General features: G+C 37.2%; 16 protein-coding genes. 5 read left to right on the forward strand and 11 right to left on the reverse strand.

The features are described 5' to 3' along the window. The 3 genes from M014_RS26880 to M014_RS0112625 all read right to left on the reverse strand — a co-directional run. A partial coding sequence (locus M014_RS26880; RefSeq protein WP_231503939.1) for a Cna B-type domain-containing protein occupies window positions 1–1,653 on the reverse strand: 1,653 nt, incomplete at its 3' end. A 1,765-nt stretch (window positions 1,654–3,418) separates the two neighbouring features. Further along, window positions 3,419–5,089, reverse strand: a complete 1,671-nt coding sequence (argS, locus tag M014_RS0112620; RefSeq protein ID WP_026592060.1) for an arginine--tRNA ligase — start codon at window positions 5,087–5,089, stop codon at window positions 3,419–3,421. Next, entirely contained in the window at window positions 5,089–5,526 is a 438-nt protein-coding gene (locus tag M014_RS0112625; protein ID WP_026592061.1) for a DUF1934 domain-containing protein, read from the reverse strand. Before M014_RS0112625 ends, argS begins: the two co-directional genes overlap by 1 nt. Before the next feature lie 204 nt (window positions 5,527–5,730). Between M014_RS0112625 and M014_RS0112630 the strand changes: the two genes are divergently transcribed. Beyond that, the gene (locus M014_RS0112630; RefSeq protein WP_026592062.1) at window positions 5,731–6,717 is read left to right on the forward strand and encodes a S66 family peptidase; all 987 of its coding nucleotides are present in this window, start codon (window positions 5,731–5,733) and stop codon (window positions 6,715–6,717) included. 25 nt (window positions 6,718–6,742) lie between these two features. On the opposite strand, the gene M014_RS0112635 is transcribed toward M014_RS0112630, so the two are convergent. Continuing rightward, window positions 6,743–7,105, reverse strand: coding sequence for a YxeA family protein (locus M014_RS0112635; protein WP_026592063.1), 363 nt, complete (start codon window positions 7,103–7,105; stop codon window positions 6,743–6,745). Between the two features lie 233 nt (window positions 7,106–7,338). Here M014_RS0112635 and M014_RS0112640 point away from each other — a divergent pair, with 233 nt between their 5' ends. Then, window positions 7,339–8,376: a PTS sugar transporter subunit IIC gene (locus M014_RS0112640; protein ID WP_026592064.1), complete on the forward strand. Its 1,038-nt coding sequence runs from the start codon at window positions 7,339–7,341 to the stop codon at window positions 8,374–8,376. Between the two features lie 230 nt (window positions 8,377–8,606). On the opposite strand, the gene speB is transcribed toward M014_RS0112640, so the two are convergent. The 4 genes from speB to M014_RS0112665 form a co-directional block, all read right to left on the reverse strand. Further along, a complete protein-coding gene (speB, locus tag M014_RS0112650; RefSeq protein WP_003209245.1) occupies window positions 8,607–9,479 on the reverse strand; it encodes an agmatinase in 873 nt (290 codons plus the stop codon). Window positions 9,480–9,792: 313 nt separating this feature from the next. Beyond that, complete coding sequence (gene speE / locus M014_RS0112655; RefSeq protein WP_026592065.1) at window positions 9,793–10,620, reverse strand: polyamine aminopropyltransferase; 828 nt, start codon at window positions 10,618–10,620, stop codon at window positions 9,793–9,795. 186 nt (window positions 10,621–10,806) lie between these two features. After that, a complete protein-coding gene (locus M014_RS0112660) occupies window positions 10,807–11,970 on the reverse strand; it encodes an MFS transporter (protein WP_026592066.1) in 1,164 nt (387 codons plus the stop codon). Window positions 11,971–11,975: 5 nt separating this feature from the next. Next, complete coding sequence (locus M014_RS0112665; RefSeq protein ID WP_026592067.1) at window positions 11,976–12,383, reverse strand: MerR family transcriptional regulator; 408 nt, start codon at window positions 12,381–12,383, stop codon at window positions 11,976–11,978. Window positions 12,384–12,534: 151 nt separating this feature from the next. Here M014_RS0112665 and M014_RS0112670 point away from each other — a divergent pair, with 151 nt between their 5' ends. After that, entirely contained in the window at window positions 12,535–13,260 is a 726-nt protein-coding gene (locus tag M014_RS0112670) for a glycerophosphodiester phosphodiesterase (RefSeq protein WP_026592068.1), read from the forward strand. A gap of 123 nt (window positions 13,261–13,383) precedes the next feature. After that, complete coding sequence (locus tag M014_RS0112675) at window positions 13,384–15,435, forward strand: transglycosylase domain-containing protein (RefSeq protein WP_026592069.1); 2,052 nt, start codon at window positions 13,384–13,386, stop codon at window positions 15,433–15,435. Window positions 15,436–15,515: 80 nt separating this feature from the next. On the opposite strand, the gene M014_RS0112680 is transcribed toward M014_RS0112675, so the two are convergent. Together M014_RS0112680 and M014_RS0112685 are read right to left on the reverse strand one after the other, a co-directional pair. Next, complete coding sequence (locus tag M014_RS0112680; protein ID WP_026592070.1) at window positions 15,516–16,025, reverse strand: YwhD family protein; 510 nt, start codon at window positions 16,023–16,025, stop codon at window positions 15,516–15,518. A gap of 25 nt (window positions 16,026–16,050) precedes the next feature. After that, window positions 16,051–16,725: a site-2 protease family protein gene (locus M014_RS0112685; protein ID WP_026592071.1), complete on the reverse strand. Its 675-nt coding sequence runs from the start codon at window positions 16,723–16,725 to the stop codon at window positions 16,051–16,053. 112 nt (window positions 16,726–16,837) lie between these two features. Here M014_RS0112685 and M014_RS0112690 point away from each other — a divergent pair, with 112 nt between their 5' ends. Further along, the gene (locus M014_RS0112690; RefSeq protein ID WP_001147171.1) at window positions 16,838–17,023 is read left to right on the forward strand and encodes a 2-hydroxymuconate tautomerase; all 186 of its coding nucleotides are present in this window, start codon (window positions 16,838–16,840) and stop codon (window positions 17,021–17,023) included. A 41-nt stretch (window positions 17,024–17,064) separates the two neighbouring features. Here M014_RS0112690 and M014_RS0112695 read toward each other — a convergent pair whose 3' ends face one another. Further along, complete coding sequence (locus M014_RS0112695) at window positions 17,065–18,369, reverse strand: HD domain-containing protein (protein ID WP_026592072.1); 1,305 nt, start codon at window positions 18,367–18,369, stop codon at window positions 17,065–17,067. Window positions 18,370–18,512 lie beyond the last annotated feature (143 nt).

The raw sequence follows: 18,512 nt of genomic DNA on the forward strand, positions 1-18,512 counted from the left end.
CTCATCGTACTTTGGTAGATCCGTGAAGTTGAAATTCCAGTTTCCAGCTTGATCAGCTTTTACTTCTTGGTTTTTGAACTCTTTACCATTTTGAAGTAGTTGAACTGTGATGCTTTCTGGGCGTTTACCAAACTTATTGTTGTAATCGTCCCATACTTTCTTACCACTAACTTCTGTTGTTTCTGTATTCTTGTAAGTGTTCGTAATCGTTGTTCCTTCTACCTTTGTTTCGTAGCCGTCTACTTTTACTTCACCTACTGTGTACTTGTACTCGTTTCCTTGTTCATCGTACTTTGGTAGATCTTTGAAATCGAAGTTCCAGTTACCAGTTTGGTCAGCTTTCACTTCTTGTGTTTTCAACTCTGTTCCATTTTGAAGCAATTGAACCGTGATGCTTTCTGGGCGTTTGCCAAACTTATTGTTGTAGTCATCCCATATCTTCGTTCCTGAAACAGATATAGTTTTCACTTTATTTGGAATATCCAGTTCGACTCCATTTTCAGCATCTGATTTTATTTCAAACTCTACTTTTTTCTGAGGATCGAAATCAATATAGTCTGGAGCCGAAACTTCTTGCACATAATATTTACCTGGTGATAATTTAGGAGTTTCAACTATCCCTTTTTCATTTGTTTTATATTCGCCCCCAACTTGTTCACCAGACTCTTTATACAACTTAAACGAAACATTCGGGATTACTTTTTCTTTATTTCCTTCAATATGTTTAACAATTTTTAGCTTTCCTTTTGGAACCTGGTTACCTTCAGCACCACCACCAGCTGCCATATTTTCGACCGAGTGACTACCTGAATCAGTAACTGGTTCTTTGTCTAGAACTTGGTAATCAATCGTATAATCATTCTTAAAGAATTCTTGCTTCTTTCCGGCTTCCGTTATAGTAGCTGTATAAGCAATCGAAAAGGAGGTAAGATTTGCTTTATCCTTATAAAGCAAAACTTTAAATGTGGTATCACTAGTAAACGTAATCTTTCCATAACCTTGAGATTCAAACTCTTGCAGTGATAAATTTTGACGGCCTAGATCACTATTAATATCTACCCTGAAACTATCTTTATTAAGTGTTTGACCTTCTTGCAAACGATCAGACACAACAATATCACGACTTAGCTTTTCTTTATTTAGGTTTATATTCAAGAACCAACGTACTTCATCGTCCCCTGAGAGCATATCACCAGTTTTATAAAAAAATGGTCCCTCTCCAGGCTCTGTACCACCACCACCACCTTTTGGGCCGGTAATTGTTACAGCTTGTTTATCTACATTTGTACCGAAATTTGTTTCAATTTCTTTCTTTTCATCAGTTCCTACTTGAGTAGCTTGCACTCTAAAATTTAAATACCCTGTAATATTTTCATATGCATCTACTTTTTCATTAAATGTACATACCACAGTACCTGACGTTACTTTACAAGTACCATAATCACCTAAATTAAACGTTGTACTCATGCCGCTTAATTCTGGAGGCAGCGTTAATGTTAATGTGTCTCCAGGTTTCAGCCTAACTCCATCTTTTTCACTGAAGTTTACAGTTACTTTGGTCAGTTCTCCGCTCTGTAAATCTGTTTTATCAATCTTAAAGCTATCCACAAGTCCTAATGTATTTAACTCTTGTGCATTTGCGATTATAGGCATTAAACTCTGACCTATAGTAAACATCAAAATCATTATAATCGAAAAAATCGAAGTTATTCTTTTTAAATACATACTTTGTGTGATTCCTCCCTATAAAATTGAATGCATATAAATCCTGATACAAACATACTATGACAAAGATTCTATTATTCAATGTCATTAAGCCATTTTCCTTAAATATGTTTGATAGCTATTATCATCTTTTTCTCTTTTTTCAACTCTTCTATTACTTAGAGACTTGAAATTTGCTTTGTATATCGATTCATCTAATTTCTCCGACATGTCTAAACTGTGTTATTTCCGGTCTATATTACTTACCAAAAATAGATAAAGGAATTCAAATTACAAAAACACATGAACAGGTCATAGGATAACCTCAAAGTCAGGAGAAGACAATTCAACAAGCATTCACGATAAAACTCATGACCATCATTCATCTTATTTATTATGCTGTAGGGGTTTCAAAACTTCTCCATATCCATCGCGGAACGATTGCTCAGTACGTAAAAGTTTTCAGTGCGGGCAAGTATGGGCAAACTATTTCATAGTAAATATGCATTTGGCCACCTTCCATACTTATCCTCCTGAAGAATGACAAGAAGTACAGCGTACAATCGAATTTAGCACACCAGCCGAAGAATGTTATAGCTGTGAAACGTGCTAGGATACTCGTACTCTAAAGGATGTCATTGAAGATATGTCTTCGTTTTCTGTCATCATGAGTCGAAGTAAAATTAGCCATATGTTAAAACATTTTATGTTTCGTTACACAACTGAACTACACACCGAAACAATCTGACAAGAAAAACAAGAAGCGTTCCAATATAAGCGCTATATGATTAAAAACGCTCCGAACGAAGTATTGTTTACCTATGAAGATAAAAGTCCTATTCTCCAAATCTGAATACAATGGAACGAATTTTGGGGGTAACTAAAAAAGAGTTTTACTGGAAAATAATTACATGTGAATCGTGCGGAAATATGAAATTCAGCCTTTTCATTTTTGGAGTCTATAAATGAGTGTCGAGAAAAAGTAATTTGCCTAATAGATCTATGACTATGTCGAAGAATTAAAATGAACTTATACATACATTTCACTTACTCGCTAAGAAGCGTTAGCTTTTCTAAGGTGACATTACATTTTAACATCGAGAAATTTATATATAAGTGATGATAATATCAAAATCGAGAGATTTATATCCTTTCATTATTTTTATCAAATCATGAAAACCTTAGTTGGACTATATGTACTATTTTAGACATAAAATCCCTAGTTTTTTGACTAGGTTGGAAGTTTTCATGATTCATTACTAATTTGTGTAGATACTTGATTAGATGCAGTGTTAGTTTAGTATTTCGCATGGTTGTAACAATGTTATTCACAACGATTACACCATTTCCTGGTAACATTCCATCAACTAATACGACATGTACGGCTTTTTGATGAATTTACCCCCCAACAACCTATTATTCTAGAATCATTCTAAAAAAGCAATAGTTAATTGGTGATTTTCTATTTTCCTTTTATCACCACAACATATTTTTGTCACATACATTAGAGTAAAAAACTGCAACAGAAAAAGAGATAGCTTTGCCATCTCTTTTTCTGTTGCAGCTTCCTGTTATTAAGCCATACGTGAGGTTCTCCCTATATGACTTTTCGGTGTGTTTCTTTCTTTGACGTCTGATCGGTCTATAGACCGATCAGACGTTTTATATCAACTTGTATATCATTTATAAACAAAAATAGGTATCTTTTTTCCTATTACATTTTCTCTGGCGCAGATACACCAACTAATGCTAATGCATTTTGAAGTGTGATGCGTACTGCACGCATTAATTCGTAACGAGCTTTACTTAATTCTAAATTATCTTGGTTTAATACTTTTTCTGCATTGTAGAAGCTATGAAGCGTAGCTGCTAATTCAAACGCATAGTTTGTAATGCGGTGTGGCAGGCGCTTCTGCGCTGCTTCGGCAACTGCCGCTGGGAATTCACCAAGTTTTTTCAGTAAGTCTACTTCTTTTTCAGAAGCAACAAGTTTGTAGTTTACATCTCCGCCTGTAGTTAATCCAAGCTCTTCACCTTGACGAAGGATGCTGCATACACGTGCATGAGCGTATTGTGCATAGTATACAGGGTTTTCGTTAGATTTTGATACCGCTAAGTCCATATCAAAGTCTAAGTGAGAGTCACCGCTGCGCATTGCAAAGAAGTAACGCATTGCGTCCACGCCTACTTCTTCCATTAGCTCACGAAGTGTAACGGCTTTACCTGTACGCTTACTCATTTTTACTTTTTCACCATTTTGGTATAGTTGTACCATTTGGATGATTTCTACTTCTAACGTCTCTTTATCGTAACCAAGCGCTTGAATTGCAGCTTTCATACGAGGAATGTAGCCGTGGTGGTCAGCACCCCAAATGTTGATTAATTTATCAAATCCGCGCTCTAATTTATCACGGTGATACGCGATATCTGGCGTTAAGTATGTGTAAGAACCATCATTTTTAATTAATACACGGTTTTTATCATCACCATAAGTCATAGAACGGAACCAAGTTGCTCCATCTTCTTCAAATATTTCATCACGCTCTTTTAATACTGCAAGAGCTTGATCAATCTTTCCGTTTTTGTATAGTGATGTTTCAGAGAACCATACATCAAACTTAACACGGAAGCTTTCTAAGTCTTTTTGAAGTTTTGCTAATTCGTATTTCAAACCGTACTCACGGTAGAATTCATAGCTTTCTTTCTCATCAACTTTTGCATAACGGTCGCCAAACTCTTCAGCTAAGCGTTGTCCGATTCCGATGATATCCGCACCATGGTAGCCGTCTTCTGGCATTTCTTTTTCTAAACCTAATGCTTGCATGTAACGAGCTTCAACAGAAAGCGCTAAGTTATGAATTTGGTTACCAGCGTCGTTGATGTAGTATTCACGAGATACATCATATCCTGCTTTAGCTAATACGTTACATAACGTATCACCTACTGCCGCACCACGTGCATGTCCTAAGTGAAGGTCACCTGTTGGGTTTGCAGATACGAACTCAACTTGTACTTTTTCACCCTTACCGGTATCCGTCTCACCATAAGCCTCACCAGCATTAACAATCGCTGAGATTAGATCTGTTAAATAGCTGTTATCCATGTAGAAGTTAATAAAACCAGGACCAGCAATTTCAATCTTTTCAATAGAAGCTTTTGCTTTATCGAAGTTTGCAATTAATTCTTCTGCAATCATACGAGGAGCTTTTTTTGCTACGCGCGCAAGCTGCATCGCCATGTTTGTAGAGAAATCACCATGTGTTTTATCTTTTGGAGATTCTAATACAACGTTTGGAATTTGTTCTTCTGTTGCTAATTCTGCTTTCAATACGGCAGCTTTAATTTCTTCTTTAATCAATTCTTTTACTTGTTCTAAAGAGTTCATTATTTTGCCTCCTTCAAATTAATCGTAATTGTATATCGGCCAGCTTCTTGTTCACCCAGAAGCAATGCGTACGTTAAAAAGAGTTGTCCTTTTTTCTTCTCGTCCGACCATTTAAAAAGAACGTTATCAGTTTTCGTTTGCAATGTAAACGTACCAAGCTCACTCGTATACGTACCAGTTGTCCATTCACCTTTCACATGCGTCTGACGCATCGAAACAGCACCTGAACGCATAATAAGAACTTGTTCACCTTGAATTTTAATGATTGTCTTTACTTCGCCTTGTTCGTTCGGCTCTTGAAACGTTACGTATGTACCTTGACCTTTTACATAGTATTGACCATTTGCCTCAAAAGCAACGGTCTCCTTTCGTGCCCCTTCACGGATTTCTGTTACGAAATGAACGTGTACTGGCAAGCCTGCAAGTTGTTTCTCCACGTCTTGCACACCTTTCAACATGTTATAGATATTAAATAAACTTTATAATAAATCACTTTTTCTATCATATCAAAAAAAACCTCTGTCTGTCTGCTGAAAAATCAGGAAAACCCTGTTCCAAAAAAACAATTTATAAAGATCTATCCCCTATGATAAAATATCTTTTAAATCTAAATTTTCTTTCATTAAAAGGAGATGTGAAAAATGATACCGCCAAAGTTAAAAAAGGGAGATGAAATCCGAGTTATTTCACCGTCTTCTAGTTTAAGTATTGTTTCAGATTATAACCGAAAGCTTGCTATGAAACGACTAGCAGCTATGGGATTTCGCGTTACATTTTCAAAAAATGCGGAAGAAATTGACCGTTTTACTTCCTCCTCTGTTTCTTCCCGTATCCATGATCTTCACGAAGCTTTCGCTGATCCAAGCGTAAAAGCAATCTTGACAACACTTGGAGGATATAATTCCAACGGGCTACTAAGTCATCTAAATTACGACTTAATTGGCAGCAATCCCAAAATTTTATGTGGTTATTCTGATATTACTGCTTTAGGTAATGCAATTTATGCAAAGACTGGTCTGATTACATATTCGGGTCCCCACTTCTCTTCATTCGGAATGGAGAAAGGGCTTGATTATACAATAGATTACTTTTTAAAATGCATGACTTCTGAAGAGTCGATAGAAATACAACCTGCTGAAACGTGGAGCGATGACCCTTGGTATATGGATCAAGAAAATCGAACTTTCTTCCAAAATGAAGGTTATATCTCCTTGCATGAAGGTGAAGCAGTTGGAAAAATTATTGGTGGTAATATGAGTACCTTTAATTTGTTGCAAGGCACAAAATATATGCCAAGCTTACGAGATAAAATATTATTTTTAGAAGAAGACTCTTTAACTGGAAAAGCTACAGTTAAAACTTTCGATCGTTACTTACACTCTCTCATCCAACAACCAGACTTTGAACATGTAAAAGGCATTGTACTTGGAAGACTACAAAAAGATTCTGAAGCTGTCATAGAAGATATTCAAGAAATGACTTATTCAAAACAAGAACTGTCCCATATTCCTGTAATTGCAAATGCTAACTTTGGGCATACTACCCCAATTTTTACTTTCCCAATTGGCGGGCGCGCAAAAATTATTTCAAGTCAAACAAACACATCTATTACAGTTTTAACACATTAAAAAAGGAGCGCACAATTCGCTCCTTTTACACTTTTTGTAATTTCTTTAAAGCCCTTTCTGGGATTTCTTCTTTTGAAACTTCAGCCCAACCTTTCCCCTGCATGCCTTTCGCGTAAATTTTTATAAAATCACCTGAGTGCAATTGATGGTTCACCATCTTTTTAATTGTTTGCTGTTTCCCGTTCTCTGAGTAACCATTTAATGTATATAAATATTCATCGTCTATCTTCTCGCCCTTATTTATAACCGCATAATAATCTTGTATTTCTTTATTTGAAAAGAAGTTATCGACAAACGCCTGAACACCTTCTGTTTTTGTTTGTAAATAATACGCTGTACCACCTAAAATAATGGCAAATACAGCTAACACTTTTATTACCAATTTCATACATGGCCTCCTATTTATATATCCTTCTGATTAATCACATATTGATATCTGTATTATACAGAATGGGACATACTATACACCATTGAAATGTATTACACTTTCCTTACACAATTGTAAGGAAAAATATTTGTAGTATGTTCTTAATAAAAAAATTTTCCGTTTAAACAATTTTTGTATTATTATTGAATAATACAAATTTTTATAATAAATATCAAAAAGGAGACAGTTTTCAAATGGCTATCTTACAAGGTTTAGCACTACTACTCGTTGTACTTTTTCTTTTCACACTGTTTAGCTACCGTGCTCCTTACGGAATGAAGGCAATGGGCGCTTTGGCCAACGCTGCGATCGCAAGCTTTCTTATTGAAGCATTCCATCGTTATATCGGTGGAGAAATGTTTCATAACAGCTTTTTACAATCAGTTGGACAGGCCTCTGGTAGTATGAGCGGTGTCGCAGCTGCAATTTTGGTAGCACTCGCAATTGGTGTATCTCCTGTATATGCTGTTTTAATCGGTATTGCCACAAGTGGATTTGGTATTTTACCAGGCTTTTTTGCTGGTTATATTTGTGCCTTTGTCGTGAAATTTCTCGAGAAAAAATTGCCAGCTGGCGTAGAATTCCTTGCAATTTTATTCATTGCAGCACCTCTTTCACGCGGAATGGCTATGCTCATGGATCCCGTTGTAAATGCAACACTTGGAAAAATTGGTTCTATTATTTCAATTGCAACTACAGAAAGCCCGGTTATTATGGGGATTATGCTCGGCGGGCTCATCACAGTTATCTCTACATCTCCATTAAGCTCCATGGCTCTAACTGCGATGCTTGGTTTAACAGGTTTACCAATGGCTATTGGTAGTCTTGCAGTAGCAGCCTCTGCTCCAATGAACTTTATTTTCTTTAAACGTTTAAAGATTTGTTCAAAGAAAGATACAATCGCTGTCGCAATTGAACCATTAACACAAGCTGATATTGTCGCAGCGAATCCAATTCCAATTTATACAACAAACTTTGTTGGTGGTGCACTTGCTGGTATTATTACCTCCCTATTCCAACTTATAAACAATGCACCCGGTACGGCATCACCAATTCCAGGACTCCTTGTTCTCTTTGGATTCAACGATGGAATAAAAGTAGCGATTGCAGCTATATTATGTGGAATTGTTACCACAATTATCGGTTACATCGGAACTATTATTTTCCGTAAGTACCCAATTCGTTCCGCTGATGAAATTCGCGGAATCTCTACAGAAGAAAAAGTTGCATAAAAAAAGAGGAGCTAGCCCCACTAAATGGGACTAGCTCCTCTTTTAATACAGATTGTTTGCAGCTGGTTTTCGAATTTTAAAGAACGGTCGATATGTTGTGTCGAATCGTCGATATCGATGCTGCAAATCGGCTAGAATGCTCGGTGGCTTCGCTTCTTCCTGCGAGGCAAAAATCGCCTCTACGTCTGAAGCTCCATCCCCCTTCCATTCTGAACGAGCCGTTTCCGCTTTTATTTTACCCAACCAAGAAGCATTTCCCGCACGAATTTGCTTGCTGCGATTGGTGTTTGATCACTATGATCATAGACTGGAGCTACTTCTACTAAGTCTGCTCCAACTACTTTTATATTTGAATTTGCAATTGCTACGATGGAATCTAATAGTTCTTTCGATGTGATACCACCAGCTTCTAATGTTCCTGTTCCAGGAGCATGCGCTGGATCTAATACGTCGATGTCAATTGTGACATAAACTGGGCGTCCTGCAAGCTTTGGTAATACTTCTTTCAACGGTTCTAACACGTCAAATTTGTATAGGTTCATGCCCACTTCTTTTGCCCATTCGAATTCTTCTTTCATTCCAGAACGAATTCCGAAAGAATATACGTTTTCCGGACCAATTAAATCGCACACTTTACGAATTGGTGTAGAGTGAGATAAAGGCTCTCCTTCATATGACTCGCGCAAATCAGTATGAGCATCCATATGAATGATTGCTAAATCCGGATATTTTTTTGCCATTGCCTTAAAAATTGGCCAAGACACTAGATGCTCACCGCCAAGACCTAGTGGAAACTTACCGGCATCCAATAGTTTTGTTACATATTCTTCAATCATGTCTATACTGCGTTGTGGATTTCCGAATGGTAGCGGAATATCACCAGCATCAAAATATTTTACATCTTCTAGTTCACGATCTAAATATGGACTGTACTCTTCTAGTCCAATCGATACTTCACGAATACGTGCAGGACCAAAACGAGAGCCTGGACGGTAACTTACTGTCCAATCCATTGGCATCCCATAAATTACGGCCTCTGCATCTTCAAAACTTGGATGACTTTTAATAAATACTTTACCTGAATAAGCTTCATCAAAACGCATATTCTTTTCCTCCTTATGTGGAACTTAAGGTATCCCAACCTTTCATTATTTCTCAAATTTGGAGTGCTATACTCCTCTTTCTCGATTTACCTCAATCTTCTTTTAGCGATAGAAGATTATTTTATTATAATAGCGTCAGCAGCTAGCATGTCCGTTCTATCGCACACCTTGAATGAGCTGCTTCCGCTTTTCTATTTGTCCAGCTGCTGCGGCTAGAATACTCGGTGGCTTCGCTTCTTCCTACGAGGCAAAAATCGCCTCTACGTCTGAAGCTCCATCCCCCTCCTATTCTGAACAAGCCGCCTCCGCTTTTCTATTTAAGTAAGTCTCCAACAAATTTCGGTAATACGAATGCTGCTTTATGCAGTTCTTTTGTGTAATATTTCGTTTCAATTTCGTGGAAACGCTCTTCGCTTACTTCTAATGGATCGTGCTCTTTAGATCCAATTGTAAATGTCCACATTCCACTTGGATATGTTGGGATATTCGCTGTGTATAAACGTGTAATTGGGAAGATTTCTTTAACGTCTTTAAACACAGTTGAAATTAATTCTGGTGTAAACCAAGGGTTATCCGTTTGAGCAACGAAAATACCGTCTGCTTTTAACGCTTTAGAGATTCCAGCATAGAATCCTTTTGTAAATAAGTTTACTGCTGGTCCTACTGGCTCTGTAGAGTCAACCATAATTACGTCATATTCATTTTCACTTTCCGCGATGTGTAAAAAGCCGTCTCCTACTTTCACTTCAACACGTTCGTTATCTAGAGCACCTGCAATTGATGGTAAGTACTGTTTAGAGTACTCGATTACTTTACCGTCGATTTCAACAAGTGTTGCTTTCTTTACACTTGGGTGCTTTAATACTTCACGGATTACACCGCCATCGCCACCGCCAACAACTAATACGTTCTCAGGGTTTGGATGTGTAAATAAAGGTACGTGCGCTACCATTTCATGATACACAAACTCGTCCTTCTCTGTTGTCATAACCATACCATCTAAAATAAGCATGTTTCCAAATTCTTCAGTTTCAACCATATCAAGCTTTTGAAATTCTGTTTGCTCCGTATGTAATGTGCGGTTAATACGCGCCGTAATTCCAAAATGTTTTGTTTGTTTTTCAGTGAACCATAGTTCCATCGTACAATCACGCCTTTCATTGCAAATTTATAATAGGGACATCATTAATGTCCCCTAACAAAAATAAAACAAAACATACAAAATGTATAGTTAAAAGTACAAAAATACCGAAAATATATTTTGGTAAAATTACTTTCGTTCGTAAATTGCAAAAACACTATATTTAACAATAAAGAAAACCCTTTCTTATGAAAGGGTTTCTGTCTCTGCGTTTATAGTTTCTTTAACAGGAAGTAAAATCATCACACAACCAACTAAAACAACAATTCCTCCAACTAAAAACGGACTTTGCGGTGAAATCGCATGACCGATAATTCCTGATAAAATTGGTGCAATTGCTCCGCCAAGCCAACGAACGAAATTGTATACGCCGGATGTAATAGATCTTTCATAAGGTGAAATATCCATGACATAGCTTGTATATAAAGCGTTATTTAGTCCAGATGCTAATCCTGATAATACAATAAGAACAATTTGTAACCACATGACTTTCACAAAGAATAATGCAATTAACAAAATCGCAAATACAAATAAACTAAAACGTAGCAATGCTTTCGGCTCATATTTACCTTCCAGTTTATGTGCTAATATCGCAGATCCGTATGCTAGCGCTAAACCCCATCCACAAAATACAAAACCGAGCTGAATTGCTGATAAATGCATAATAAGTGGTGAATATGCTAACACAACGAAAAATCCATAATAATATAACATGCCTGAAATAGCACCTTGCATAAACGGTTTATATTTAATCAAGTTAAGTAATTCCCCTACACCAGCTGCTTTACGCTTTACTTTTCGCTCCGGTTCTTTTACAAAAAAGAAAACAAGAATAAATGCTAGTAAAATTAAAAGACTTGTCGCGAAAAATGGATAACGCCAAGAATATCCGCCGAGTAAACCACCTAATAATGGACCACCGGCCATCCCTAAACCGATTGCCGCCTCATATAAACCAACCGCTTCATGTACTTCTTTACTAAGTGCAATTAATAATGTCATCGCTGTTGCGAAGAACATTGCATTACCTAATCCCCATCCTGCACGGAAAAGAGATAACTGTGTAATTGTTTGTGATACACCGCATATAAAAGCGAACACAGTTACAATTGCGAGACCAATCGTCATCATTCTCTTATCACCAAACCGCGCTGCGAATAAACCAGCTGGCAGCATCATAATTGCCATCGTTAAAATATAAGCTGTAAATAACATCTCCACTTGCCAATGTGTTGCCCCTATCTTCTCAGCAATAATGGGCAAAATAGGATCGACTACTCCGATGCCTGAAAAGGCAAGAAAAGTAGCCAACACTGTAATTAATCTTCCGAATTTTTGTTGGCTCTCCATATTCATTACTCTCCTTTTGTTTCATCCAAAAATCTAGTTGCACGCTCTAAACTATTCTCTAATTCTGCTTTCACGCGCTCCATTTGTTTCATTTTTGTATCTAGCGTTTGTACTTGTTTCTCGAGCATATTCTTAATTTCTCGAATCACATCGCGATCACGTGGATTGTCACTATTTCGTCTTTGCTCCATGCGCTCTTTTAACGATAAGAAATGCTGCATTTCTTGAAGTGTGATTCCTAGTACTTCTTTCGCCTCTACAATCTTTTTAATACGGACAATATCCTCATCCGTATAAAGGCGAATGTTTCCTTCACTGCGCTCCGGTGGATGAATTAAACCAATTTCCTCATAATAACGAAGTGTACGTTTTGTTAAACCAACTTGCTTTGTTACTTCATCGATCTTATACATGTATATTCCCCCTTCCATCACATTATTACATTTTACGTTAACGTTAACTTTCATGCAACTGTTATGTTTTTGTAAATGTTTGGCATATAGATTGTATTTTATTCACTACAGTTTCATAATGAAAGAAATGAACTTATAAGGAGATTTTCAAATGAAACAACCACTTATTTTTGCCCATCGTGGAGTTAAAGGTACACATCCAGAGAATACAATGATCGCTTTCCAAGAAGCGGAGCGCGTTGGTGCCCACGGCATCGAACTTGATATTCACCTTTCGAAAGATGGTGAGCTTGTTGTAATTCACGATGAAACTGTTGATCGTACAACAAATGGAACTGGATTGGTCTCTGAAAAAACCGTAGCAGAATTACAAGTTCTTGATGCGGGTAGCCATAAAAATCCTTCTTTCCACGAAGCGAAAATCCCAACCTTACGTGAAGTATTCATTTGGTTATCTACGACAAATTTACAGTTAAACATTGAACTAAAAACAGATGTAATTCACTATCCAAATATCGAGGAGAAGGTTGTGGATCTTGTTCGTGAATATCATCTTTCTAATCAAATTATATTCTCATCTTTTAATCATGAATCTGTTTCTTCTCTTGCAGAACTCGCACCTGAAATTCCAAGAGCCATCTTATATGATGAACCAATTGCCGATCCACTTGCTGAAGCGAAGAAAAGAGAAGCAGCCGGATTACACCCTAACTTTCAGCTACTAACAAAAGAATTTGTGCAAACTGCACAGCAGCAAGGCTATGTATTCCGCCCCTATACAATCAATGAATATAAAGATTTACAAACTATGATTGATTACGGCGTAGATGTTATTATTACAGATTGGCCTATGCGTGCTTTTGAGCTCCTTTCTTAAGAAAGGAGCTCTTTTTTGTTTTGTGTTTAAAATACGAAAAAACCCTCAATACTAGTATTAATCGACGAGGGATTCCTGCCCTTGAATAGGAAGGTAAAAGTATATGATGAGGGGATGAAAAAGATGGGCCAAACTGTAAATCCAAAACTTCAAAAATATAAACGTCTTTTCTTCACCGCACTTTTTTCATGCGTACTTTTTTTCGTTTTTTCTTTTTTTATTATCATCATAGCAGCAAAGATTATGGGGCCACCTCCCATCGTCGTTCCGCAAACAAGCACCTTTTATGCGAATGATGATACTGTAATGGGACAAAGTAATGGGATACAAAAACGCTATAGCGTATCTCTTGATCAAATTTCTCCTTATATAAGAAAAGCGACACTTTCTATCGAAGACCAACGATTCTATGATCATCATGGCTTCGATATAAAACGAATTATCGGCGCAATCATTGCCGATATAAAAGCAATGGCAAAAGTTCAAGGTGCTAGTACCATTACGCAGCAATACGCCCGTAATCTATATTTAGATCATGATAAGACTTGGAAACGAAAAGCATTAGAAGCAATATATACGATTCGTCTTGAGGTCAATTACAACAAGAATCATATTTTAGAAGGGTATTTAAATACGATTTATTACGGACACGGTGCTTATGGTATTGAAGCCGCTTCTCGTCTTTACTTTAATAAATCTGCTAGTGACTTAACATTAGCAGAGGCAAGTATGTTAGCTGGTATCCCAAAAGGTCCCAGTGTATACTCTCCCTACTTAAAGGAAGAACGGGCAAAAACACGACAATCAATCATTTTAGATGAAATGGTAGAGCAAGGTTATATTACAAAGGGGCAAGCATCCTCTGCAAAAAAAGAGAAGCTTACGTTTGCTTCATTAGAAACAAAAGAAGTAGCACAAATAGCCCCTTATTTCCAAGACGCTGTGCAAAACTCGCTTCTTCACGACGTTGGACTAGATGAACAAACATTGCACCGTGGTGGGCTTCGTATTTACACCACGCTTGATCAGAAGCTACAAACAATAGCGGAGCAAGCTGTAAAAGATACGATTCCGGAAACGACAAATATACAAACGGCTCTTATTTCAATGAATCCGAAAACAGGAGAAGTAGGGGCTCTTGTGGGCGGAAAAGATTATAAAGAGAGTCAATTTAACCGAGCGACTCAAGCATCTCGCCAACCAGGATCCACCTTTAAGCCGTTTCTATATTACGCTGCACTTGAAAAAGGATTTACACCAGCAACTCGCTTAAAAAGTGAATATACAGTATTTACATTAGGCGACGGTGTTTCTAAATATAAACCAAAAAATTATAAAGACTACTATGCCGATGATTTTGTAACGATGGCCCAAGCTCTTGCAGTATCAGATAACGTATATGCCGTGAAAACACATTTATTTTTAGGAGAAGACTCCCTTGCGAAAACCGCTAAACAATTTGGTATTACAAGTTCACTAAAAGATGTACCATCTCTTGCACTTGGTACTTCCCCTGTAAAACCAATTGAAATGGTAAGTGCGTATAGCATGTTTGCGAACGGCGGGAAGCAAGTTAAACCCACCCTTATTCGCCGCGTTGTCGATAACGAAGGAAACATTTTATATGATGCGCATTTAGAAAGTAAACAGGTGCTCGATAAAAACAATACGTTTGTAATGGAAGAGATGATGACGGGAATGTTCAATAAAAATTTGAGTGGCTATGCCTCCGTTACAGGACAATCCCTTCTTCAAAAACTATCGCGCACATACGCAGGGAAATCTGGATCCACAGAAACGGATAGTTGGATGATTGGCTTTACTCCGCAAATTGTAACCGGTGTTTGGGTCGGGTACGATCAGCCTAAATCCATCTCAAATCCGGCAGAGCAAGGATACGCCAAGAAGATTTGGGCCGATACAATGGAAAAAGGGCTAGACGGTCAGCCTAAAAAAGATTTCAAACAACCAAGTGACGTCGTTGCTGTAAATATCAATCCCGAAAATGGAAAAATCGCAACGAAAGGCTGTCCTGCTTCTGTGAAAATGTATTTTACAAAAGGAACCGAACCGACTGAATATTGTATGGCTCATGTTGATGACAAAGAAGAATTCGAGAAGGCTAGTAAAGAGAAGAAAAAAGACAGCTGGTGGAAAAGATATTTTCCATGGTAAAACATAGCAACGTTCCAACAATATACAACATAAAATATTAAAATAAAGGCTACCAGGAATTCCTCTGGTAGCCTTTAACTTTATTCTCCTAATAATGCATGGCGCAATTCTTCACTAGATTCGTTCCAAATTGCTTCATTATGCTCTTTCAAGAATGTTCCAAGCACCTTTTTAGATGGCTCATCCATATGATCAACCATGATGTGACGTTTTAATGATTTATCCATCTTGTTTACGTGCTCTGGAAGTGATTTATAACCACGGCGAATTTCACGGTCAACTGTCATTTCACAAGCTGTTACACCTGCATAATAAGCACCTTTTACTGTTCTCTCAATCGTTACCCACACAAGCCAATATGGTTTGCCGTTTGGAACCTCATCTTTGTTTGTTAAAAACTTAATCCCTTTTTCCACAGTACTACGCGCGTGCATTGCACCAATATCAACAAATGCATTTTGTTCCATTACATCTACAAAAACAGGTGAAATATTTTCTAAGCTCAGCGCTCCAACACCGAAACCACCATGTCCATCTGTCGAATCGTTCTTCACGATATTAAAACCGATTTTTTTCTTCTTCTCTGTCATATGTAAACTCCTCCTCACTCATTTACTATATAAGGCCGAATATAGGCGCAATTATACTTTCTAAAAAACCTAGTACGTGCGGAATTACCACTTGGAAGATCGGCTGAATAGTATAGCGATCAAGCGGTGTAATAACAAGAATCAATAAAGCGATCGCTCCATATCTCTCATATTGCGTCATTTTTGCACGAATATTTGCTGGTGCTAAATCTTCAATCACACGATATCCATCAAGCGGTGGAATCGGTAATAAGTTGAAAACAAGTAGAACAATATTGAGAGTAATAAAAATTTGAAAGAATTGACGTAATGTATCTGCCACCGCAAACGGAATAGCATTTAGCACTCCAAATCTTATCAGGCTGTACCAAATAATTAAGCCTATAGCACTTAAAATAAAGTTACTAATCGGCCCTGCAATCGATACTAAAACACCCGCAAGACGTGGTTTTTTAAAGTTATATGGATTAACAGGCACTGGGCGTGCCCAACCAAATCCAATAATTAATATGGCAATCATCCCAATTGGGTCCAAATGAGACATTGGCGACAACGTTAAACGTCCCTGTCTTTTGGCCGTATCGTCTCCAAACTTGTATGCAACATATGCATGCGCAAATTCATGCACAGACAATGCAATAATAATAGCCATTGCTACCAATGGTATTTGGTGCAGTGGATATACAAAGAAATTCTCCATACTTCATCTCCTCTTCATTATGTCAAAAAAAGAAAATATTTGTTTTTCTGATTGTTCTTCTTCATAATCCGTTATAATAAGATTGTAACTTACATAAAAGGAGCGATTGTACATGCCATACGTAACAGTGAAAATGCTAGAAGGACGCACAGAAGAACAAAAGAAAGCTCTTGCCGAGAAAGTAACAGCAGCAGTAAGCGAAACAACTGGTGCTCCAGAAGAAAACATCGTTGTTTTCATCGAAGAAATGTCTAAAAATCATTATGCAGTTGGCGGAAAACGCTTAAGCGACAAATAAATTCAGGTTTCTTTCATAAGAAGCGGTCCTATGACTGCTTCTTATTTCTTTCCTTCTAATAACTCAATAATTTTTTCTTTATATTTTCCTTTTCTTCCATCTTCATAGATTAAATCATGTGGATAGAAGAGTTTTTGATCTGTTCTCTTCTTACCTGTAATCGCTTCTACAATATCAGATTCACGTGAAAGCTCCCTGAGATCTCCATTCGGCATAAGAAGTAAGATTGGAAGCCGCTCTTCTTCTTCTCCAGCACGGTAAAAGTCATACGGTAAGTCCGATGTTGAATCCACAACTAAATAGTACTCTGGATCGAGCCCAATCTTTTTAAATAAGCGACTTAATTCCATCCAATTATCTAAACCATGATTCTCTGTAAATTCTACATATTTAAAGAGATTTCGGTTCATAAATCGGCGACATAAATCACTTAAAATTTGATCTTCCTCATCTTGCCATACTTGGAAGTAGTAACACATTACATTCTCATCTAGCTTTAAATAATCCTCTACCGTTACTTCTTCTTCAAATAAAGAATAGAAATGTACAGGATGATACTTAAATGTGTAATACTGCTCATGCAATGTTTTTGCACGGTGTAAAATTTTTGTTAAAATCACTTCTGCACTGCGCGTTACTGGATGGAAATATACTTGCCAGTACATTTGATAACGGCTCATAATATAATGCTCAACAGCGTGCATACCACTATTTTTAATCACTACTTGATTTCCGTATGGGCGCATAACACGGAGTATACGTTCCATATCAAAATTCCCGTACTTCACGCCAGTAAAATAGGCATCTCTTAACAAATAATCCATACGATCCGCATCAATTTGGCTAGAGATCATACTAATCGCTAATTTATTATCAGACGTTTTTGCAATGACATCTGCTACTTTTTGCGGAAACTCCTGATCTACACGGCTTAATACATCATTGATTTCCGTATCACCAACAATAATTTTTTGTGTAAACTTCTCATGATCTAATGAAAAAACCTTTTCAAATGAATGAGAAAACGGGCCATGTCCCACATCATGTAAGAGTGCTGCACATAAACATAACAATCTATCTTCTGCATTCCAATTTGGTCTGCCATCAAACACATCATCAATCATACGACGAATAATCTCATATACACCTAATGAATGAGTAAAGCGACTATGTTCCGCACCATGAAATGTAAAAAATGTCGTTCCAAGTTGTTTAATACGGCGCAAACGTTGAAATTCCTTCGTTCCGATTAAATCCCAAATGACGCGATCGCGCACATGTACATATTTATGTACTGGGTCTTTAAACACTTTTGTTTCGCTGAGTTTGTCGTTTAAATATACCAATATCGACACCCTCCTTCCTTACTGCATTCTTACTTTATATTATAAACGAAATAGGAGACAGAAAGAAACGAAAGACTGTGTAAATCATTGAACTCCCCCTACTTCACTTTGTTTAGAGAAGATGATTTTCTCTGTTGAAATGA

The sequence above is a fragment of the Bacillus sp. UNC437CL72CviS29 genome (genome assembly GCF_000482345.1).
GTDB lineage: Bacteria > Bacillota > Bacilli > Bacillales > Bacillaceae_G > Bacillus_A > Bacillus_A arachidis.